Origin of the sequence: Streptomyces sp. AC558_RSS880 (assembly GCF_019049255.1) — a bacterium.
GTDB lineage: Bacteria > Actinomycetota > Actinomycetes > Streptomycetales > Streptomycetaceae > Streptomyces.
The window spans coordinates 143,321-164,568 of sequence record NZ_JAGMUJ010000084.1; the positions used below are offsets into that span (position 1 = coordinate 143,321).

At 74.8% G+C, this 21,248-nt stretch carries 17 protein-coding genes; 9 read left to right on the forward strand and 8 right to left on the reverse strand.

Annotation, left to right across the window (positions count from 1 at the left end; genetic code table 11):
- The first annotated feature begins 3 nt into the window (after positions 1-3).
- On the forward strand, positions 4-1,329 hold the full coding sequence (locus KUM38_RS25445; RefSeq protein ID WP_217132087.1) for a glutamate-1-semialdehyde 2,1-aminomutase: 1,326 nt from the start codon (positions 4-6) through the stop codon (positions 1,327-1,329).
- A 2-nt stretch (positions 1,330-1,331) separates the two neighbouring features.
- Here the strand turns inward: KUM38_RS25445 and KUM38_RS25450 are convergent, their stop codons facing one another.
- Positions 1,332-2,012: a phosphatase PAP2 family protein gene (locus KUM38_RS25450; RefSeq protein WP_217132090.1), complete on the reverse strand. Its 681-nt coding sequence runs from the start codon at positions 2,010-2,012 to the stop codon at positions 1,332-1,334.
- 653 nt (positions 2,013-2,665) lie between these two features.
- Here KUM38_RS25450 and KUM38_RS25455 point away from each other — a divergent pair.
- Positions 2,666-3,916, forward strand: a complete 1,251-nt coding sequence (locus tag KUM38_RS25455; protein ID WP_217132092.1) for a hypothetical protein — start codon at positions 2,666-2,668, stop codon at positions 3,914-3,916.
- 17 nt (positions 3,917-3,933) lie between these two features.
- On the opposite strand, the gene KUM38_RS25460 is transcribed toward KUM38_RS25455, so the two are convergent.
- From KUM38_RS25460 to KUM38_RS25470, 3 genes are all read right to left on the reverse strand, one after another.
- Complete coding sequence (locus KUM38_RS25460; protein WP_217132094.1) at positions 3,934-4,542, reverse strand: dihydrofolate reductase family protein; 609 nt, start codon at positions 4,540-4,542, stop codon at positions 3,934-3,936.
- Between the two features lie 82 nt (positions 4,543-4,624).
- Entirely contained in the window at positions 4,625-6,220 is a 1,596-nt protein-coding gene (locus KUM38_RS25465; RefSeq protein ID WP_217132096.1) for a transporter, read from the reverse strand.
- Positions 6,217-6,555, reverse strand: coding sequence for a hypothetical protein (locus KUM38_RS25470; RefSeq protein WP_217132098.1), 339 nt, complete (start codon positions 6,553-6,555; stop codon positions 6,217-6,219). The genes KUM38_RS25465 and KUM38_RS25470 overlap by 4 nt, the downstream gene beginning before the upstream one ends.
- 1,030 nt (positions 6,556-7,585) lie before the next feature.
- Here KUM38_RS25470 and KUM38_RS25475 point away from each other — a divergent pair.
- Positions 7,586-8,938, forward strand: coding sequence for a DUF5933 domain-containing protein (locus tag KUM38_RS25475; RefSeq protein WP_217132101.1), 1,353 nt, complete (start codon positions 7,586-7,588; stop codon positions 8,936-8,938).
- 238 nt (positions 8,939-9,176) lie between these two features.
- On the opposite strand, the gene KUM38_RS25480 is transcribed toward KUM38_RS25475, so the two are convergent.
- Positions 9,177-11,594, reverse strand: coding sequence for a tetratricopeptide repeat protein (locus KUM38_RS25480; RefSeq protein ID WP_217132103.1), 2,418 nt, complete (start codon positions 11,592-11,594; stop codon positions 9,177-9,179).
- Positions 11,591-12,025 (reverse strand): hypothetical protein, encoded by a 435-nt coding sequence (locus KUM38_RS25485; RefSeq protein ID WP_217132104.1) that lies wholly within the window; start codon positions 12,023-12,025, stop codon positions 11,591-11,593. The genes KUM38_RS25480 and KUM38_RS25485 overlap by 4 nt, the downstream gene beginning before the upstream one ends.
- A 328-nt stretch (positions 12,026-12,353) precedes the next feature.
- Between KUM38_RS25485 and KUM38_RS25490 the strand changes: the two genes are divergently transcribed.
- A complete protein-coding gene (locus KUM38_RS25490; protein ID WP_217132107.1) occupies positions 12,354-13,538 on the forward strand; it encodes a hypothetical protein in 1,185 nt (394 codons plus the stop codon).
- Positions 13,539-13,583: 45 nt separating this feature from the next.
- On the opposite strand, the gene KUM38_RS25495 is transcribed toward KUM38_RS25490, so the two are convergent.
- The gene (locus KUM38_RS25495) at positions 13,584-15,131 is read right to left on the reverse strand and encodes a serine/threonine-protein kinase (protein ID WP_217132115.1); all 1,548 of its coding nucleotides are present in this window, start codon (positions 15,129-15,131) and stop codon (positions 13,584-13,586) included.
- Complete coding sequence (locus KUM38_RS25500; RefSeq protein ID WP_217132117.1) at positions 15,128-15,922, reverse strand: serine/threonine protein kinase; 795 nt, start codon at positions 15,920-15,922, stop codon at positions 15,128-15,130. Before KUM38_RS25500 ends, KUM38_RS25495 begins: the two co-directional genes overlap by 4 nt.
- Before the next feature lie 271 nt (positions 15,923-16,193).
- Between KUM38_RS25500 and KUM38_RS25505 the strand changes: the two genes are divergently transcribed.
- The 5 genes from KUM38_RS25505 to KUM38_RS25525 all read left to right on the forward strand — a co-directional run bounded on the left by KUM38_RS25505 (position 16,194) and on the right by KUM38_RS25525 (position 21,037).
- Complete coding sequence (locus KUM38_RS25505; RefSeq protein WP_217132118.1) at positions 16,194-16,649, forward strand: hypothetical protein; 456 nt, start codon at positions 16,194-16,196, stop codon at positions 16,647-16,649.
- 91 nt (positions 16,650-16,740) lie between these two features.
- Positions 16,741-17,709, forward strand: coding sequence for a hypothetical protein (locus tag KUM38_RS25510; protein WP_217132121.1), 969 nt, complete (start codon positions 16,741-16,743; stop codon positions 17,707-17,709).
- A gap of 27 nt (positions 17,710-17,736) precedes the next feature.
- Positions 17,737-19,068, forward strand: a complete 1,332-nt coding sequence (locus KUM38_RS25515; RefSeq protein WP_217132123.1) for a peptidoglycan-binding protein — start codon at positions 17,737-17,739, stop codon at positions 19,066-19,068.
- The gene (locus KUM38_RS25520) at positions 19,065-19,772 is read left to right on the forward strand and encodes an ABC transporter ATP-binding protein (RefSeq protein WP_217132125.1); all 708 of its coding nucleotides are present in this window, start codon (positions 19,065-19,067) and stop codon (positions 19,770-19,772) included. Before KUM38_RS25515 ends, KUM38_RS25520 begins: the two co-directional genes overlap by 4 nt.
- Complete coding sequence (locus KUM38_RS25525) at positions 19,769-21,037, forward strand: ABC transporter permease (RefSeq protein WP_217132127.1); 1,269 nt, start codon at positions 19,769-19,771, stop codon at positions 21,035-21,037. The genes KUM38_RS25520 and KUM38_RS25525 overlap by 4 nt, the downstream gene beginning before the upstream one ends.
- Positions 21,038-21,248 lie beyond the last annotated feature (211 nt).

The following is a 21,248-nucleotide window of genomic DNA, read 5'->3' on the forward strand; positions in this document are numbered from 1 at the left end:
GCCGTGGACACCGAAGAGTTCGAACTGCCCCGCTCACGGGCGGCCAACGAGCGGCTGCACGCCCTGGTCCCCGGGGGCGCGCACACCTACGCCAAGGGCGACGACCAGTACCCCGAGAACCTGGCCCCGGTCATCAGCCACGGCCGCGGCGCCCATGTGTGGGACGTCGACGGCAACCGCTACGTCGAGTACGGCTCCGGCCTGCGGTCGGTCAGCCTCGGCCACGCCCACCCGCGCGTGACCGAGGCGGTGCGGCGGGAACTCGACCGCGGCAGCAACTTCGTGCGGCCGTCCGTCCTGGAGGCCGACGCCGCGGAACGCTTCCTGGCCACGGTGCCGACCGCCGAGATGGTGAAGTTCGCGAAGAACGGCTCCGACGCCACCACCGCCGCGGTGCGCCTCGCCCGCGCCGCCACCGGGCGCCCGCGGGTGGCCCTCTGCGCCGACCACCCGTTCTTCTCCGTCGACGACTGGTTCATCGGCACCACGCCGATGTCCGCCGGCGTTCCGGCGGCGACCACCGACCTCACCGTGGCGTTCCCCTACGGGGACCTGGCCGCCACGGAGGAGCTGCTGAACCGTCACCAGGGCGAGGTCGCCTGCCTGATCCTCGAACCCGCCACCCACACCGAGCCGCCGCCCGGGTACCTCGCCGGCCTGCGCGAGCTGGCCGACCGGCACGGCTGCGTCCTGGTCTTCGACGAGATGATCACCGGCTTCCGCTGGTCCGAGGCGGGCGCCCAGGGCCTGTACGGCGTCGTCCCCGACCTCTCCACGTTCGGCAAGGCGCTGGGCAACGGGTTCGCCGTCTCCGCGCTGGCCGGGCGCCGCGAGCTGATGGAGCGGGGCGGGCTGCGCCACTCCGGCGACCGGGTGTTCCTGCTGTCCACCACGCACGGTGCGGAAACGCACTCCCTGGCCGCCGCGATGGCCGTGCAGGCCACCTACGTCGAGGAGGGCGTCACCGCGCGGCTGCACGCCCTCGGCGAGAAGCTGGCCGCCGGTGTCCGCGAGGCCGCGGCCGGCATGGGCGTCGGCGACCACGTCGTCGTCCGGGGCCGGGCCAGCAACCTGGTCTTCGCCACCCTCGACGAGAACGGGCAGCCGTCGCAGCGGTACCGCACCCTGTTCCTGCGCCGGCTCCTCGCGGGCGGGGTGCTGGCCCCGTCGTTCGTGGTGAGCGGCGCGCTCGACGACGCCGACATCGACCACACCGTCGACGTGGTGGCCCAGGCGTGTGCGGTGTACCGGAAGGCACTGGACGCCGGTGACCCCACCCCCTGGCTGGGCGGACGCCCGGTGAAGCCGGTGTTCCGCCGCTCGGCGTGACGTCAGCGGGGCTCCGGCCGACCGGCGTCGGCCATGCGACCGCCCAGCCGGTCGGCCGTCCGGTCGACCAGCCACGCGGTCGCCGGTACCACCGCCAGCGCGGTGCACCAGCCGCCGAGGGTGTCGGTCGGGTAGTGCGCGCTCAGGGCGACCTGCGCCCAGCCCATCGCGGCTCCGGCGACCAGCGCCGCGGCGAGCACGAGTGACGTGCCGGCCGTCCTGCCGAGGCCGAGCCGGCCGGCCGCGAGCAGCGCCACCACGAGGGCGAACGCGGTGAGGAAGGCGGTGTGCCCGCTCGGGTAGGACAGGCTCCCCTCGTGGATGGCGCGTCCCACGAGGGGCTTGAGCAGCTTCGTCGTCGCCACGCTCGCGCCGGTGCCGGCGACGACGAGCACCGCCGCGCGAGGACGCCGGAACAGCAGGCAGCCCGTCACGGTGCCCACGACCAGCGTCGCCGCTCCCACGGGCTCCCCCAAGAAGTCCGTGGCCAGGGCGACGTACCGCGTCTGCGGCCCCACCCCTTCCACCGCCGCCCGGATCCGCGCATCCACCGTGCCGGGCTCGCTGTCGCCGGCGTACAGGGCCCCGAGCACGACGACCACCAGCGCGGCGAGGGCCGCGATCGGCCCGAGCCACGCGCGCAGCGACAGGGGCAGCACCACGGGCGCCGACCGGCCGGTCACGCGGAGACCCCCGCACCGTCGCGGACCATCCGGCGGATGCGACGCGCCTCCCCCTCCCCGCGGGGCCGACGCCGTGTCACCCGCGGCTGCCGTGATGCCGCGCCCCCGGGAACCGCCCGCTGCCGCCCACCGGCACGGCCGGGATCACCAGGAGCGATCCCACGCCACCGACGCCGGTCGGCGTGTCCTCCGGCTTCCGCCGGCGCCAACTCCCCACCACCGAGCCACTCCCCCGTCGTGCCTGACTTGGCCCGCGCGGGAGCCATCGGCCTGTGCAGTCCTGAACCCGCCGGCCCGTCCATCCCCCTGGCCGAGGGCATCGGGATCAGTCTCTGCCCGCCACCCTAACCAGCAATGTGGCCGCGGCAAACCGCCGTCGGGAAGTCCGCGTGTCAACGCTCCGCGCGTCACGGCCCCCGGCACGACCGGCGGGCGCGCGGGCGCGCGGGCGTCATCCACGCGGTGAGCGGCCCGGCGACGCCGGCACGCGGCCCGGCCGGTGATTTCGCCGATTCCCCCGTCCCGGCCGCCCGCTTGACTCGGTGCGAGCCGGTCCCGGAACGATCCGCGAGGGCCGGAGGCAGACACGACTCGCGCAATCGGCAAGGGTGCGCCGACGCAGGCGGCCGGCGTGCCCGGAAGGGATCTCGGACATGTCTCGTATCAGCGGGCGGCTGCGCCTGCTCGGCGCCGTGGCCGTCGGCATCACGGTCGTGGGAACCGCGAGCGTCGCGGCACCCCCCGCCTCCGCCGCCACGCCGGTCTACGGCGAGGACTTCTCCGACGGGCTCGGCACCTTCACCGCCTCCGGTTCCGTCAGGACCGGGACGTACGGTGCCCGGCTCAGCGGGTCGCTGTCCTCCGACCCGTCCATGGTGTCCGCGCCCGTCGACCTGACCGGGTACGGCGACCTGACCCTGTCCTACACCCGGGCGGCCTCGGGGCTGGACCTCGGTGAGACCTTCACCGTGGCCTACTCGGTCGACGGCGGCCCGTTCACCGTGCTGGAATCGGCGCGCACCGCCACGGGCGCGGTGTCGTTCCCCCTGCCGGACTCCGTCGAGGGCGGTGACCTGCGGCTGCGGTTCTCGCTGGACGCGGGCAGCCCCCTGGAGACGCTGACCGTCGACGACGTGCTGATCGAGGCCGCCGACGGCGGCGGCCCGACCGACCCGCCGACCGGGTCACTGCCCCCGGTGGACGACGTCACCGAGCCCGGTCCGTACGCGGTGACCGTCGACGAATCCGCCGGTCCCGGCGACGACGGCTGGCTGGTGTACCCGACCGACGCGGGCCGCGACGGTGTGGACCACCCGGTCTTCGTCTGGGGCCCGGGCGCGGGATCCGACCCCGCCGACTACGAGGACATGCTGCGCCAGTGGGCCTCGCACGGGTTCGTCGTCTACAGCGAGGTCTCGTCCAGCAACGGCGCCTACATGGTCGACGCCCTCGACTGGCTGGAGGACCGGAACGCCAGTCCGGGCAGCCCGCTGTACGGGGACCTCGACCTCTCCGAGGTGGCCTTCGGCGGCCACTCCCGCGGGTCCCTCGGCACGTTCGACGTGGCCGACGAACCGCGGCTGGAGACCACCGTCCACGTGGCCGGCGGCTCGTTCGACGGCAACGGCCCCGACAGCCTCCGCAACCCGGCCCTGTACATCGGCGGTGACGAGGACTTCGCCACCGCGAACATGGAACGCGACTACACCGGCACCGACGTGCCGGTGTGGTTCAACGTCCTCGACGGCACCGACCACATCCTCGCCACCCGCAACGGTCAGCACATCATCACCGCCTGGCTCCGGTGGCACCTGGCCGACGAGGAGTTCCGCCGCACGCCGGACTTCCTGAGCCCCGGCTGCGCCTTCTGCGGCCTCGGCGACGTCCGGTACAAGAACTGGTAGGCCCTCCGAGCCGGCCGTCACTCCCCGAGCGTGGCGACGGCCTCCTCGTAACCGCCCGTCGGCGGCGCGGTGTCGGGCCCGTACACGAGGTTCAGCACGCCCGTGGTGAACGTCTCGGACCTCAGCAGCTTCAGCGGGATCGACGGCTCGCCCTCGTCGAACAGGCGCATGCCCTTGCGTACGGCGATGGGGTGGACGAGCAGGCGCAGTTCGTCGAGGAGGCCGGCGGCCAGCAGCTGCCGGACGACGGAGACCGAGCCGCTCAGCGAGATGTCACCGCCCGGCTCGTCCTTCAGCGCGGCGGCGACCTCGGCGACGTCACCCCGCGCCTGCTCGGAGTTGCGCCACCGCAGGTCGAGCCGGCTGCGCGAGAACACGATCTTCCGCATGTCGCCGAGCTGCTTGGCGAAGCCCGCGTCCTCGCCGCCCGCCGCCTCCCGCTCGGGCCAGGCGCCGGCGAAGCTGTCGTACGTCCTGCGGCCGAAGAGCAGGACCTCCGTGGTGTTCAGGCCCGTACCGACGGCGGCTCCCATCTCGTCGTTGAAGTACGGGAAGTGCCACTGGTCGGGCGCCTCGACGACGCCGTCGAGCGAGATGAACAGGCTGGCGTTGATCTTCCGTGTCATGGTGTCCTCCACATCCGGGTGCGTGTACCGGATACGACCGTGCCACCCACCGGAACTCATCGGTGGGCGGCACGCGGACGGTTCAGACGGTGTCCGGTTCCCTGCGGCGCTCCGGATCCGGTGCGTCGCCCGCCGCCGCCCGGCGCGGGTCCGTGACGCTGCCCAGCCAGCCCAGCAGGAATCCGGCCGGCACCGTCACCAGGCCCGGGATCGTCACGTCCCAGATCCTGAAGTCGTGCTCCGGGAAGATCGACCCGGGTGTGCCGGACGCGTACGGGGACAGCGCGAGCGCCACGACGCTCAGCACGGTGGCCCCCCACAGGCACCACAGCGCGCCGCGGGCGGTGAACCCGGGCCAGTACAGGGCGTACAGCAGCACGGGCGCGAGGGCGGCGCCGCAGACGGCGAGCCAGAGCGTCGAGACGACCACCAGGTTCCAGTCGGCGACGACGACCGCCACGACCGCGGCGAGGGCCCCCGTCAGCGCCGCCGACCACCGCGACGCGGCACCGTCCGCCGTGCCCGCCGGGCGCCTGCCGGCGGGCTTGGCGGCGGGCTTGGCGGACGCGCCCAGCACGTCCCGTCCCAGGGCGATGCCGGCGGCGAGGGTCACGTCCACCACGGCCGCGAGCGCGGTGAGGAAGAGGACGCAGGCCAGGGCCGCGACCAGGACGCCGCCGCTGTCGAGCGCCCGCCCGAGCAGCAGCGGCGTGAACACCTGCGCCGCCGGACCGGCCTCGCGCAGCGCCTCGCCGGCGAGGGCCGCCGCGCCGACGCCGACGACGGCGAGCGTGCCGTACAGCAGGGTGAGTTCGCCGAGCATCCAGCGGCCGACGGTCCGGGCGCCGCGCGGGCTCTTCGTCGAGATCGCCCGCATCAGCACGGCGGGCATCGCCAGCGTGGCCATCGTCATGCCGAAGGTCTGCCCGATCCGGTTCACGGCCCCCACCCACCCCTCACCGGTGTAGCCGCCCGGACGCAGGTACGCCCCGCCCGTCCGCGAGCCGTGCGCGGCGGCGTCGAGCAGCCGCCCGGGGTCCCAGCCGAAGCGGTGGAGCACGAGCACGGCGGCGGCCACCAGCACGGGCAGGGCGATCGCCGACTTCGCGATCATCACCACGCCCGTGCCCCGGATCCCGCCGCTGACGGCCAGCGCCGTCATCACGCAGCCGATCACCACGATGCAGCCGGTCCGCGCACCGGGCTGCCCGATCAGCGCCGCGGCGACGTTGCCGACCACCACCAACTGCACGACCAGCAGCGGGAAGCAGACGAGCAGGGTCACCACGCCCCACGAGACGCGTACCGTCGTCCCGCCGCTGCCGCGCGCGTCCAACAGGTCCGCGGCCGTCAGCGAGGCGTGCCCGCGCAGCGGCTCGACGATCAGTACGAGGAGCAGCATGACCCCGATCAGGCTGCCCAGCATGACGCCGAGCCCGTCGAAGCCGGTCGTGGCGACCATGCCCACCAGTACGGTGACCGTCGCGACCGTGGTGGTGTCGCCGCCCATCGCGATGCCCTGCTGCCAGGAGCGCAGCCGGCGGCTGTCGGACCGTACGAGGGCCCGGTCGTCCTCGTCGGCGCCGGTGACGATGCACAGCATCAGGCAGATCACGACGAACACCGAGAACACGGCGAAGACGAGGGACCGGGACGAGGGATCGAGCAGCGTGGTCACGACGACCTCCGGGCGCCCGGCCGCGGCTCGAGCCGGTCGACCCGCCGCCCGTACACCACCAGCGCGTGCACACCGACGGCCAGGGGCGCCACGGCCAGGAGCACGCCGAGGCTCACCGGTCCGGCGATCCGCGTGCCGTACGCGGCCGGTACGAGGGCGGCGGGCAGCACGTAGAGCAGCCAGGCGACGGCGATCCGGACGCCGAGCCGCAGCCCGACGGCCAGTCGCGCCGCCTCCCCGTCGTCGCGTCGCTCGTGCTCCGCCGCGGGCCGTGCGCCGGCCGCGGGCTCGTCTTGGTGCGGTGGCCCGTGCCAGGGCCGCGGTCCGAAGGACATGGGGGCTGCTCCGCTCACGTCGGTCCGGCACCCCGGTAAGGGGTGCGGGTACGGGTGTGGGGGTGGGCGCGGAGTCAATCAGACCCCTGCGCGAATCCGCCCGCCCCGGGCGCAGAACTGTTCTCCCGCCCAATCCGGAGCCGTGCGGACGGTGAACGATCACCACGTGACCGGGAGCCTGAGCGGCCGCACGGTCCGGCCGTGCGATGATGCCGGGCCGCTGCCGTCTTCCCGGTGTGGGCGGTATGTGGCCGCAGGCGGTGTCGGGCACGGCACTTCGCACCAGCCGTCCGGTATGTCGGTTCCTCCTCCCACCGCGGCCCGGGAAGTGACGGTGCTTGCGCGCCCGCACGGCTTCCGCATGGCTATTGACCTGCTCGGATTCGCTGTGCTTCGCTCGGCGCGAGGGCCTGGGGGCACATCGGGGGCACAGGTGGCGTACAGGGGCGGATCGAGGGGGCGTGAGGTGTCTCGGGGCTTTGGGGGACGCGGCGGAGACGCTGCCGGAGTGACCGCGCCGCACCCGCGCGCACCTCGGCCGGGCCTGCCCCGGCCGCGGGTGCCACGAGGCCGGTGCTCCTTGTACGACCGCCTCGTGGCCGTGCCCGGGCCGGTGCCCGGTGATCCCCGTAGGTCCGCCGAGCGGGCCCCTTGACGTCACCGCTGCCGCGACGCGGGTTTCCACGGGTGCCGCCCGCGACGACGTCGTCCCGCCGCGGTGCGAGCGGCCGACGGAGCGGAGAACAGCACGGGCCGGACTGCCGCCGGAGCCGTGGGCGGGAGTGCCGGGAGGGTGCCCCGCACCGGAGCCGGCGGATGACGCACGGGCGACGGCGGATTCGCCGGAACCCGGGCTGCGGTCTTTCCGTCTTGCTCCGACGGGCCGCCCTTGTGAGGGGGAAGGCGGCTCCGGCCGGAAGGTGACGAGCGGAACCCGCCCTGACATGACCGACAACTAACAAAGCAGCCAAAAGTGAGACACATACCACCGCAGAACTTTTCGCGAACGAACCGGAGAGCCGCGCTCTCCGTGTGGCGTCGGCCGCGGACGGCCCTCTGGATCGCGGCGGGTGCCGTGACCCTCGGGTTCCTCGTCGCGCTGGAGTTCGCCGCGCGTCACTACGGCCTGCCGGGGCCGATCACCAACCAGGTGCGGGAGGTGGTGTACGCCCCCAAGTCGGGCGGCCTGCTGTACGCCGCCATGGCGTTGATGATGGTGGTGCTCACCTGGCGGGAACGGTTCGTCGCGGTGGGTGCGGCGATCGGCATCGACGTCGCCTTCCTGGTGGTCCGGTGGGCGGTCGACGCCGAGACGAACGGCGGCCACCCCTTCGGCAACGGCGCCCTGTGGGTGATTCTGGGCGGTGCGGTCGTCGCCGTCACCCGCCGCACCGGCCGGGAACGGGTCCTGCTCCTGAAAGGCGTCGGACTGGCCCTGCTGCTGATGGCCGGCCGCAAGACCGGTGACACCTGGCTGTTCATCACGTCGAAGACCCGCCTGACGGTGCTCGACCAGTACGTGGCCACCGCCGATCACGCGCTGGGCGACCCGTCGTGGCTGGCGGGCCGGATCGTGACGGCCACCGGCCCCGTCGGCTTCAACTTCCTCGACTTCGTCTACGGCAATCTCGCGGTGGCCGCGGTCATCGCCGCGCTGTACCAACTGCGCCACGTGGCGGCCGAGCGCCGCTTCCCGCGCCACCACCTGGTGCGCACGTTCCTGGTGATCGGCCTCGTCGGGCCCGCCTTCTACATGATCTTCCCGGTGGTCGGGCCGCTCTTCGCCTACGGCACGGGCACCGAGCACTGGGCGGCGGTCAGTCTGTGGGCGCCGGACATGCCGCCCAGCGAGCCCTGGGCCGTGGCCGACCTGTGGCCGCGGACGCCGCCGCCGGTCGACACCCCGCACCCCATGCCGTTCGACGGGATCACCCCGCGGAACTGCATGCCCAGCCTGCACACGGCGTGGGCCACCGCGATCTTCATCCACTCCCGGAAGGGACCCCGCGCTCTGCGGTTCGCAGGAACGTTCTGGCTGGTCGCCACGCTCGCCGCGACGCTGGGATTCGGCTACCACTACGGCGCGGACCTCCTCGCCGGCGTGGTGTTCACGCTCACGATCGAGGCGGCACTGCGCTCGTTCGACCGGGGCTGGGACCGGTCGGGGGTCCTGCTGGCCGCCTACGGCGCGACAGTCTTCGCCGCGCTCCTGCTGTCCTACCGGTTCCTGCCGCTGACGATGGCCCAGCATCCCTGGGTGGCCGGACCGCTGCTGGTGCTGGCGACGGCCTCGGTGATCTACGGCTACGTACGGACCACCGCGCTGTGGGAGCCGAGGACCGCACCGGCGCGGCGACCGGAACCGCAACCCGAACTGATCTGAGGCGTACCGCGCCGGCCCGTCCGCCGCGCCCCGCCACGCCCCGCCGCGAAGCCGCCGTGGCCCGCCCGGGCCGATGCCCGGCACGGCCGCGCCGGTCCGCCGGCGCTTCGACGAGGAGCGCCGGTGCGGGGCGCGTGCGGATCCCGCCGTCCTGCGCGGGGGCGCCTCGCCGTCCCGGTCGTGGGAGCCGTGTGGTGTCCGCGGCACCGCCCTTGCCGGGCAGGCGCGGCGCGGGACGTCAGGCGGGCAGTTCGCGCAGGGCCTGTTCGGTCCGGGCCGCCGCGCCGGTCAGGCCGAGAGCGGTCTGCAGGCGGTGGGCGGCCGTGTAGTGTTCCCGGGCCTCGGCGACACGGCCGGCTCCGGCCTCCAGGGCCGCCAGTTCACCGTGCGCCGCGGCCTGGCGGGGGCGGTCGCCGATCCTGGTGAGCAGGGCCAGAGCGTCCCTCATGCCTGCCGCGGCCCGCTCCGGGTCGCCCCCGGCCAGGGCGACCCGGGCCAGACCGGCCGAGGACTCCGCCTCCCCGGCGGGGTTGTTGACCGCCCGGTGCAGGACGAGAGCGTCCCCGAAGTACGCGGCGGCCTCCCCGTTCCGTCCCTGCTCGTACGCGATGCCGCCGAGGGCGTTGAGTGCGAAGGCCTGCCCGAAGCGGTTCCCGGCCCGCCGGTGGAGGGTGACCGCTTCCCGGAAGTACCCGGTCGCCTCGCCGAGTTCACCCGCTGCCCGGGCGACGTGGCCGAGGCCGCGCAGCGCGTAGGCGAGGCCGATGCCGTCGTCGGCCTGCCGCTGGAGCTCCACCGCCTCCCGGAACCCCTCCCGCGCCCGGCCGTGGTCCCCGCGGACGCGCGCGACATGGGCCAGGCCGATCAGCGCGTAGCCCTGCCCCGCCGGGTCGTCCGCCGCCCGCGCGCACCGCAGGGCCTCCTCGAAGCGTTCCGTCGCGGCCGCGTAGTCGCCGCGCGCCCGGGCGACCTCCCCCAGCCCCCGCAGCGCGTCGGCCTCCCCCACCTTGTCCCCGGCCAGGCGAAGCAGCAGCGCCGCCTCCTCGAACCCGGCGACCGCCTCGTCGTGGCGGCGCCGGTCCCGCGCGATGTCGGCGAGGGCCGTGCGGGCCCGGCCCTGCCCCGCCTTGTCCCCGGCCCGCTCGGCGGCCGCCAGGACGTCCGTGTACAGCGCGGCCGCCTGCTCCTCACGGCCGTCCACGTACAGCAGCCGTGCGGTCCGCCGGGCCAGGCTCCCTCCCGTCTCCCATCCCTCGCCCAGCGCGGCCCGGGCCGCACCGCACAGCTCCTCGAAGGCGGCGTGGCTCCACATCCGCGCGTGGTCCGGGTTGTCGAACGGGCCGGTGCCCGAGGCCGGGACCGCCGCCCCGTACAGCAGGGCGTGCGCTGTGCCGGTGACGCCGTCCAGGTGCCGGTAGAGGCTGCGCCGGCCCCGCTCGACGGTCTCACGGGGGTCCTGGGCGGCGACGAGCCCCCGCGCGTACGCCACGAACAGGTCGTGGAAGACGTACCGGCGCTGCGGCAGCGAGGTCAGCATGCTGCGCTGCAGCAGCCGGACCAGGCGCACGGTGGCGAGTTCCGCGGGCATCCCGGCCAGCGCCGCTATCGAGGCGGCGTCGAAGTCCGGCCCCGGATGCCAGACGCAGGTGCGCAGCATGGCCTGCAGGTCCGCGCTCAGGGCCTCGTACGAGACCGTGAACGCGGCGGCCGCCTCCCGGTCGGCGTCGTCGAGCTGCTCCAGGGGCCGGGTCGCGGACCGCATGACCGCGAGCAGGCCGACCGGGTCCATGTCGGCCAGCAGGGCGCCGACGGGACGCAGGGCCAGCGGCAGCCGGCCGCACAGCCGGGCGAGTTCGTGCAGCACCTCCCGCTCGCCGGACCCACCGGTCCCGTCCGCCGGTGACCGGCCCGCGATCCGCAGCAGCAGTTCCACGGCCTCGTCCGGCGGCAGCAGGGACACCTCCTCGCGGACCACCGCGTCCAGCCCCGCGAGCCGGTGCCGGCTCGTGACCAGCACCAGACAGCGGCCGGCGCTCGCCGGGCCCGGCAACAGGGGCTCGACCTGCGCGGCCTCGCGGGCGTTGTCGAGGAGCAGCAGCACCTTTCTGTCCGCCAGCCAGGCCCGCCACAGCTGGGCCTTGCCCGTCGTGCCGGTGGGGATGTCGGAGCCGTCGAAGCCGGCCAGCCGCAGCAGTTCCGCCAGGACCTCGCCCGGCTCGCGCGGCATGCTGCCGGGGGTGAACCCGAACAGGTCCACCTCGAACCGGGCGTCCGGGAAGGCACCGGCCAGCCGGTCCGCGAGGGCGCGGGCCAGCGCGGACTTGCCGACGCCCCCCGTGCCGTGCAGCAGCGCGACGGCGGGAGAGCGCCGCTCGGTCAGGGCCGCCTCGCAGACGGCGGCCAGATCCGTGAGCAGCCCGGCGTGGCCGACCAGGACCGACGGGGGCGGCACCAGCGTGTTCAGCTCGATCCCCGGCCGTTCGGCGGCGGGGGCGCCGTAGAAGTGGTTGTGCTGGACGCCCTGCCCGATGACGGCCTGCTGCGCCCGGCCGGTCGCGCTCGCGTCCATGCCGACCGTCACGGAGGCGCCGGGGGCCCCGGCGGCCGGTGTCGCGCCCGGTGGGTCCGCCGGCGGCCGGTCCGTCCCTGCCGTCACCGGGGCGCCTGGAAAGTGTTGTGCTGCTCGCCCTGGCCCTGCACCGCCTGCCGCGCCTGACCGGACGCGGTCGCGTGCACGGTGACCTGCCCGGCGGCCACGCCGCCCGCCTGCGACCGCTCCCGGACGAACGCCACCAGGTCCCGCAGCTGCTGCGCCTGCTCCGGGGTGTCCTCCAGCAGATCCTCGAACCGCGTCCGCCAGGCCCCGGCCTGGCGGGCCGCGACCTGCTCCGTGTCGTCGCCGGCCGCCGCCAGTTCCTCACGGGCGCGTTCCAGGCGGGCTTCCTGCCGGGCCTCCTCCTGCGGATCGCCGCGGCCCAGCAGCCGGGCCGTGCGCTCGCGGCACTCCTGCCACGCGTCCGTGGCCATCGCCTGGACCAGTGCGCCGCCCCCGGCGGCGGCCAACGCGCTGAGCGCTTCCAGGAGCATGGGGGTCCTCTCGTCGGCAACGGGGGTTCAAGTATGACCGAGCGCGGGGAAGTTGATGATGGACGCGCGGCTGCCGGAGAGCGCGGGCCGGCCGCGCGTGACGCCGTGCGGTGACCTGCCGGTCCGCCGACGGTGATCCGGAGCCGACGCACCCCGCTGTCGGTCCGCGTGGGACCGGGCGGCCTCTCGTCCTCCGGCCCGGCGCGAGGGGAGCGCCCCCCATGCGGCCGCGCCGTCGTGACCTGACAGGTGTCAGGGTCACCGGGATCCCGTGGGTGCCTACCGTGGCGGTGTCATCATCGGTGGAACCTGCGACGACGGAGTGACGATGAGAGGTACGACCCTGCCCGGAGTCGGGCGACTGTTACCGGCGGCCGCGGCCGTCCTGCTGCTGGCGTGGTGTGCGGTCGCCCCGGCGGCCGCCGGGGAGGAACGGCGTGCCGGTGCCGGGGACACCGTGTCGTCCGCCGCGCAGGTGCCGGCGGGTGTCACCGCCGGTGTCGCGGTGTTCGACCGGCAGACCGGGACGTACACCGAACAGATCGCGTCCGGCGCGCAGTTCAGGTCCGCGTCGGTCGTCAAGCTGCTGCTGGCCCTGGACTTCCTGTGGAACCGGGGACCCGACTACACCGTCCCCGAAGCCGACCGGGCGCGGCTGGAGCCGATGCTGCGCAGCAGCGACGACGCCGCGGCCACCCACTACTGGAGGAACTACGGCCGCTCGGCGATCATCGACCGCATGGTGGCCAGGCTGGGGCTCGACGACACCGTGCCGCCGCCCGCCGGGTACGAGGAGTTCTGGGGCTACACCGCGCTCTCGGCGCGGGACACCGTGACGATCTACCGGTACGTCCTGGACCGGGCGCCCGCCCCCGTGCGTGACTTCGTCATGGGCAACCTGCGTCAGAGCACGCGCTGTGCCTCGGACCGCTTCGACCAGCACTTCGGCATCACCGGGGCGTTCGAGCGGCCGTGGGCGGTGAAGCAGGGATGGTCGGGCGACTTCCCCGACGGCACCTGCGGCACACCGTCCCTCGCGGCGGGCGTGACCGCGGACCAGGGCACCGGGACCGGCGCGGCCGCGGTGGACCTGGACCGGCCCGCGCTGCACAGCACCGGCACGGTCGGTGCCGGTGACCGGGCCATCGTGGCCGTGCTCACGCTGCACCCGCTCGGCACCTCGTACGGCAAGGCGTACACCGACATCGGCCGGCTGACCCGCTCGCTGAACGTTCCGGGGGCGGTGCGGCCGTCCGGGACGTGGTTCGGGACGTGGAGCGAGTTCGTCAACGTGCGCGAGGACCCGTCCACCGGCAGGCCGCCGCTGCGGCAGCTGCCGGCGGGCGTGGAGGTGCTGGTGGGCTGCCAGGTCCGGGGCCAGGTCGTCACCGTGCCGCCGTACACCAACGAATGGTGGGCCTACCTGCCGCAGCACGGTGGCTACATCTCCAACATCTACATCAGTTCGCCGGACAACAAGCTGCCGGGCGTCCCGGAGTGCGGCGGGCGGTAACCCCGGCGGGGAACGGGTACGGGCGGTGGGCGGGGCGGGGGACGCTCACCGCCCGTACGCGGCGAGGTGGCGCAGTACCTCCTCCACGTGCGGCCGTACCCGTTCGGGGACGCCGCGTTCCTCGATGACGGTCCGGTCGCTGGTGCGGTAGCCCGCGACGACCAGGGCCTGCAGGTCCTCCTTCGGCAGCCCCGCCTGCTTGAAGCGCTGGTCCAGCCAGCACACGTACAGGCTCATGGTGGCGATCGCGTCCGGCGCCGACATGTGGTCCTTGTCGCCGTCACCGTCCCCGTCGACGGCCCACGCGCGGAACACCGACGGCGTCCACATGGCGATGCCGTACTCGTCGGTGGCGGGGCGGGCGGCGTTCACGTCGAAGTCGCTCTCCGCTTTCAGCATGGCGGCGAGCAGGGCCGGTGTGACCTCCTCGTCGGTGCAGCGGTGGGCGGCACGGTCGATGACCGGCCGGAGGGCGTCGGGCACGTCGGCGTCCGGCCGCAGGGCGCCGGGCGCCCCGGTCCGGGCGCCGGTGACCCGGGCCGGGGCGCCGCCGGCACGGTCGTCCCCCGCACGGTCGTCTCCCGCGAGCAACGCCATACCGGCGACGGCCACCGCGGTCAGGCCCAGGAGGGCGGCCAGGGCCGGTCCCGTACGCCGGCGGTGCGGGCGCGCGTCCCGGACCAGCCGCTCGACCCGGGCGGCGAGCCGCTGCGCGGTGTGCGGCTGCCGGGAGGCGTGGTCGGGGGCCAGGCAGTCGGCGATCAGGCCGCGCCAGCCCTCGTCGAGTCCGGCGTCGAGCCGCAGCGGCGCGGTGCCGCGCGCGTAGGACTGGGCCGCGAGGGAGCGGGCCCGGGCGGTGGCACCCGGGAAGGGGTGCAGGCCGCCGGTGAGCACCTGGTGCGCGAGGACGCCGAACGCCCAGACGTCGGCGGTCGGCCGGACCACCGAGCCGAGCGTTCCGGTGCGCTGGGACCACCACTCGGGAGGCAGGTGGTCCAGGGTGCCGAGCGGGGGCAGATGGGCGTGGCTCCCGTCGAGCTCCACCGCGAGCCCGAAGTCCGCCAGCCACACCTGCCCGCCCGCGCCCAGCAGGACGTTGGCCGGTTTGAGGTCGCCGTGCACCCATCCGGCGCCGTGCATGTGGGCGAGGCCGGCGGCGACGCCGCCGAGGATCCGGGCGGCGTCGGCGACCGCCCGGCCCTGCTCCGCGGCGTCCAGGACGTCCTTCACGCTGGCTTCGGCACGGTCCATGACCAGGGCGGTCGCCCCGTCCAGGGCCGGCAGGTCCGGTACCGCGAGGGTGCACACGGCGCGGGTGCGGACGAGGTGAGGGTGGTCCGCCCCGGCGCTGAACCGCACCTCGCGGGCGACGAGTTCGCCGAAGGCGGTGCGCGGGCCGGGCGCGAGGGCTCCGGTCGGCAGCACCTTCACCGCCACGGGCGTGCCGTCGGCGAGCGAGCGGGCCTCGTACACGGTGCCCCATCCCCCGGAGCCGATGACCGCGCCGACCTCCCAGTCCCCCTCGATGCGGAACCCCTCCGGCAGCCTGGGCGGTTCCGGCTCGAGGTCGTCGGGTGCCTCGTGTGCCGTCATGCGCGGGCCTCCTGCGGCGCGGTGCGGCGGCTGCGCGGCGGCAGCAGCGCCAGGTGCTCCTCGCGCACCAGACCGAACCTCAGTGCCATGAACGCCAGTTGGGCGCGCTTGGCGCCGGTGCGCGGGCCGTCGCCGGCCGCCTCGTCGCCGTACGGCAGGCGCAGTTTGGCGAACGCGAGGTAGTCGATGTGGTAGTTGACCGCCGAGCGCGTCAGGCTCCGGCAGGAGTCCAGCGGGCGCAGCCGCTCCACGATGTCCCCGGCGCCGGGCAGTGCCGGGTCGGAGGGGTCCCGCAGCCGTGGCTCGCACAGGGCGACGAGGACGAGGAAGTACTTCGACGTGGGGTCCAGGGCGAAGGGGTGCACGGTCTGCTCGCCGGCGCCGTCGCCCGGCCGCTCCCCGAGGTAGGCGTGCTGCGGCGCGAACACCTTGAAGGCGGCGCTCCCGGTCAGGGCCGGCAGCACCACCCGGGAGAACTCGAACGGCACCGGCGCGCCGAGGCGTCCGGGTGCCACGGTGATGTACTCGCCCGCGCCCTCCAGGTTCTCCACGACGTACGACATGCTGCGGCTGAAGTTGGACAGCCGCCAGTAGTCCCCCGCGGCCTCCAGCTGCCCGGCGCGGCGCGAGATCCCGGGATCCGGCAGATTGACCGCCGTGGTTCCGTTTCCGGGTACGCCGCGGCCGAATTCGATGACGTCCCCGGGACCGAGGTGCAGCAGTCCGGGTCTGCCCGTTTCCCCCGGGACCACCGCTGTGGCCTCCGGTAACTGGACGATGACGGTTTCCATCCGGTCCTCCCCCAAGTCGGTCGCGTGGATTGTAGTGCGAACCCCGCCGGTCGCCCGCGCGGTTGCCGGGGACGCACCCGGGACTCCGCTTGACGCCGTGAGTCATCGGTGCGGTGGCCGCGCGCGACCGGATCGCGCCATGCGGCCCGTGGCCGGAAAGGGCTCTCCCGGTAGGCCGGCGAAGCACCCTCCTGACAGGCGTCAGGACCGCCGGCGGTGCCCCGGCCCCTACCTTCTGCCCTGTCCGCACGACCAGACCGAAGGAGAAACAGTGGCGAAGTGGCGGTCTTTGCAGATGCTCGCTGTCGCGTCGGCGGCGGTGGCGACGGTGTTCGCGTCGTCCGGCAGTGCCGGCGCGACGGACGGCGCGGGATGTCCCAGTGACGAGGTGATGTGCTACGGCTGGAGCGGGAACTGGAACAAGGACGGAGGGGCCATCAGCTACTTCCGTGGCAACGTCTGGGACCTCAACGGCCACCGGTACGCCGGCAGCGGCACCGGCTCGGGCGAGGTCATCGGCAACAACAACGGGTCCCTGTTCGTGAACGCGCTGGACCGGACCCGCACGATCTACTACAACCCGTCCGTCGGCGGTGCCCGCCCCTCGGGTTACAGCGTCACGTACGGCTTCGGCGTGCGTACCTGCAACAACCACACGGGCAGCACCGACTGGGGTGTTCTGCCCTGGTACATCTGCAACAACGCCCGGGCCCACTTCAGCAACTGAGCGGGGTGCGGTGGGCCCCCGGGCACCGCGCGCGCCGCGGCCCGGGCGCCCGCCGCACGTCCGGCGCCCCCACCGAAGGAGGACCAGGCCGATGGGCGACACAGGGCGATCGACACGAAGGACCGCCGCGTCGTGGGCGACGCTGTGCGGTCTGCTCCCTCTGCTGACCGTGCTCGGCTGCTCCGCGCAAGGCGCGGACGAGCCGTCGCGCGACGGGCTCCCGCCCGTCACCGTGACCGAACTGCACGACCCCGCCGACATCCGGCAGCCGCTCAACGAGTACATCCTGACGGAGCGCCAGTCGCAGCTGATGCTCGCGGCCGAACAGCGGCTGCGCGCCGACTGCGCGCGGCGCTTCGGCCTGGACTGGGAACCGCCGCCGGTGAACCTGGACGTGCCGGACACCTTCCGCTACGGCGCCGACGCCTACGTCCACTACGACGAGGCCGCCGCGCGCCGGCACGGCTACCATCCGGCGCCGGCGGACGCCGACGGGTCCACGGCCGCGGCCGCCGGCGGGTCCGCGGACGGCGCCGCGACGGCGGACGAGGACGGGACCGGATCCCGTATGTCGCCGCAGCTGCGCACCGTGCTCACCGGCCGGGGCTCCGGCACCGTCGCCGGGCGGAAGGTGCCCGCCGGCGGGTGCGTGGAGGAGGCGCGCCGCGCCCTGCGCGAGCACAGCGATCCGCGCTGGGACGAGAACTATCCCAACGGCCTCGCCGTCAACCTCCAGGGGGAGATCGACGAGGACCCGCGGGTGGTCCGGGTGCGGGCCGAGTGGAGCGCCTGCATGGGGCGGGCGGGATTCGACTACGGCAGTCCCCGGGACGCCTGGGCGGACCCCCGCTGGGAGACCGCGACCGCCTCGGCGGAGGAGAAGGCGGTGGCGGTCGCGGAGGTGCGGTGCGGACGGCAGACCCGCCTCGCCGAGACCCTGGCCGCGGTCGAACGCGCCTACCAGGAAGGCGTCGTGGACGACAAGAGCCAGGAACTGGCGGAGTACGCCCGGAGCAAGGAGGCCGTCATGCGGCGGGTCGCCGAACTCCTCGGCGAGTGACGCCGGTTGTCGAAAGGAGTGATGAGCGTGCCGAAGAACACGCTGCGCGGCAGGCGCCGCACCCTGACGGGCGGCACGGTCGCCGCGGCGGCCCTGCTGGCCGGCGGCTTCGTCGCGGGTTCCGCGATCCGCTCGCCCCAGCAGGTGGCCGCGGACGCGGCGGGCCCCGGGCCCAGCACCCTGACCACGGCCGTCGAGCGGCGTGTGCTGCGGTCCACCGTCCTGCTGCGCGGCGACGTCACCGCCTCGCGCACGGTCGACGTCACGCCCTCGACCGAGGAGGCGCAGGCCGTGGTCACCGCCGTCCGGGCCGGGGCGGGGCAGGAGATCCGCCCGGGCAAGGTGATCCTGGAGGTCTCGGGCCGCCCGCTGTTCGCCCTGCCGGGCGCCAAGCCGGCCTACCGCGACCTCAGGCCGGGCGCCGAGGGCGACGACGTGGCCCAGTTGCAGACCGCGTTGAAGCGACTCGGGCACGACCCGGGCGCGTTCGACGGCCGGTTCGGCACGGGCACCAAGAACGCCCTGCGCTCCCTGTACGAGGCCCTCGGGTACGACGTGCCCACCGCCGGTGACCAGCAGGCCCTGACCGGTGCCCAGGACCGGGTCGCCGAGGCCGAGGACGCGCTGGCCGCCGCCCGGGAGAGCGGTGACCGGCAGGGGCAGGGCGTCGAGCGCGCCGTCGAGCGACTGGAACGGGCCCGGAGGGACCTCGCCGCGCTGCGCGCCAGGAGCGGCCCGATGCTCCCCGCCGCCGAGTTCGTGTTCCTGCCGGCGTTCCCCGCGCGGGTGGCCGCCACCCGCGCGACGGTCGGGGCTCCGGTCAAGGCGCCGCTGGTGACCCTGTCGTCGGGCCGTCTGGAGATCACCGGGGGCCTCAACCCCGGGCAGCGCGACCTGGTGCACGAGGGCCAGCCGGTGCGCATCCTCTCGGAGACCACGGGGGTGTCCGCCGAGGGGACGGTCGCTTCCGTGGGCGCGCTCGTCCAGGACCCGGAGACGGGGGCGTCGAGCCATCCACTGACCGTGCGGCCGAAGGGTGCGCTGGACGCCCGGCTGGCGGGGACGAACGTGCGGCTGACGATCGAGACCGCGGCCAGCTCCGGCGAGGTGCTCGTGGTGCCGGTCTCGGCCCTGTTCGCCGCGCCGGACGGCACCACCAACGTCGTACGGTCGCTGCCCTCCGGCGAGGAGCGGACCGTCGCGGTGCGGGCGGGGATGTCGGCCGACGGGATGGTCGCCGTGACTCCGGAGCGCGGCGGATCGCTGCGGGACGGCGAGCGGGTGGTGATCTCCCGGCCGGAGGACGAGTCGCTGACGTCCGCCGGCGGCCGGGGCGCGTCGCGGGGTGAGGGCTCATGACCTCCCCCGCGCCGCCCGTCGTCGACCTCGCGGAACTGGAACTCGTCTATCCGGTGGAGCCGCCGGTCACCGCGGTCCGCTCCTGCGACCTCACGGTGCGCGGCGGGGAGTACGTCGCCGTCGTCGGCGCGTCCGGTTCCGGCAAGTCCTCGCTGCTCAACGTCATCGGCCTGCTGGACCGGCCCACCTCGGGCCGGTACCGGCTCGACGGGATCGACACGACCGGGCTGTCCGACGCCGAGCGCACCGAACTGCGCGCCCGCCGCGTCGGGTTCGTCTTCCAGGCCTTCCACCTCCTGCCGTACCGCACCGCGGCCGAGAACGTCATGCTGGGCCTGATGTACGGAGGCGTTCCGCGCCGCCGTCGCGCCGCGCTGGCGGCGCGGGCCCTGGAGCGGGTCGGCATGGGTCACCGGCTGCACGCCGAGCCCACCACCCTCTCCGGCGGAGAACGCCAGCGCGTGGCCATCGCCCGCGCCCTGGCCGTGCGGCCGTCGCTCCTGCTGTGCGACGAGCCCACGGGCAACCTGGACTCCGCCACCGCCCGCACCGTGCTCGACCTCATCGCCGAACTGCACGGGGAGGGGGTCACCGTCGTGGTGATCACGCACGACGCCTCGGTGGCCGCCGGCGCGGGCCGGGTCGTCCGGATGAGAGACGGAGTCCTCACCGAGGACCGCACCACGAGGATGCCGGCCACATGACACGATCCCCCTCCCCCTCCCCCGGCCGTGCCGCCGCGGCCGGCCCCACGGCGCACCTGTCCGTCCGGGACCTGCTCGGCGAGGCACTGGCGGGGGTGTTGCAGCGGCCCGTCCGCACGATGCTCACGATGGTCGGCGTCGTGCTCGGCGTCGGCACCGTGGTGGCCGTCCTGGGCATGACCGCGAGTGCCTCCGGGCAGATCTCGGGGCGGTTCACCGCGCTCACCGCGACCGAGGTGACGGTGCGTCCGTCAGCCGGTGCCCAGGACGCGGCCGGGAGCCCGGACGGCTCGCCGTTCCCGGCGGACGCCGACGCCAGGGCCGCCCGGATCGAGGGGGTGCGCAGCGCCGGGACGTACTACGCCCTCGCCTCCGCGCGGGTCGGGGACATCACCGGCGTGCCGCTGCCCGGCGCGTCCGCGCAGCGGCTGCCCGTCATCGCCGCCTCCGCCGGAACGCTTCCCGCGCTGCGCGCCACCCTGCACGGCGGGCGACTCTTCGACTCCGTCCTGGACGACCGGGCCGAACCGGTGGCCGTCCTCGGCTCCGGCGCCGCGCGGCGCCTGGGCGTCAGCCGGCTCGACCGGCGGCCGGTGATCTTCATCGGCGGGACGCCGTTCACCGTCATCGGCATCGTCGGCGACGTCGAGCGCAAGGCGGAGGTGCTGTCCTCCGTGGTCGTGCCGCGCGGCACCGCGCACCGGATGTGGGGGCCGCCCGGCAAACGGGACCAGCCCGCCCGGATGATCGTCGACACGGAGCTGGGGGCCGCCGCCGACGTCGCCGCACAGCTCCCGCTCGCCCTGCGGCCGGACCGGCCGGACGTACTGCAGGCCGTGGCGCCGCCCGATCCGCGCACCCTGAGGAACGACGTGAGCACCGACCTGGACGGTCTGTTCCTCCTCCTGTCGGGGGTCAGCCTGGCCATCGGGACGGTCGGTATCGCCAACACCACGCTCATCGCCGTCCTGGAGCGCACCGGGGAGATCGGGCTGCGCCGGGCACTGGGCGCGCGCCGGCGGCACGTGGTGGCGCAGTTCCTCACCGAGAGCGCGCTGATCGGCGGTGTCGGCGGCCTGGTCGGCGCCGCGGCCGGCGTCGTCGCGGTGGTGGCGGTCGCCGTCGTCCAGCGGTGGACGCCGGTGCTGCCGTTGACCGTCGCCGTCCTGGCTCCCGTGATCGGGCTGGCGACCGGTCTCGTCGCGGGCGCCTATCCGGCGCTCCGCGCGGCGCGCATCGAGCCGGTCGACGCGTTCCGCCACTGAGCCGCCACGCGACGGTCGCGTGGGGAGGAGAACCGGGTGGAGCACCGGCAGGAAGCACCGGGCTCCGCCTGTGGAGCGGCACTCCGGGGAGTTCTCGGCCCTGTTGGCGAGGGCTTCGGCTTCCGGGGCTCGTGGGCGGCTCGCCCGGGGACCGGTACCCCCTTGTACGACGGCGCCACGACGTCCCCTCCCGACGGCCCGCCACCCGCGG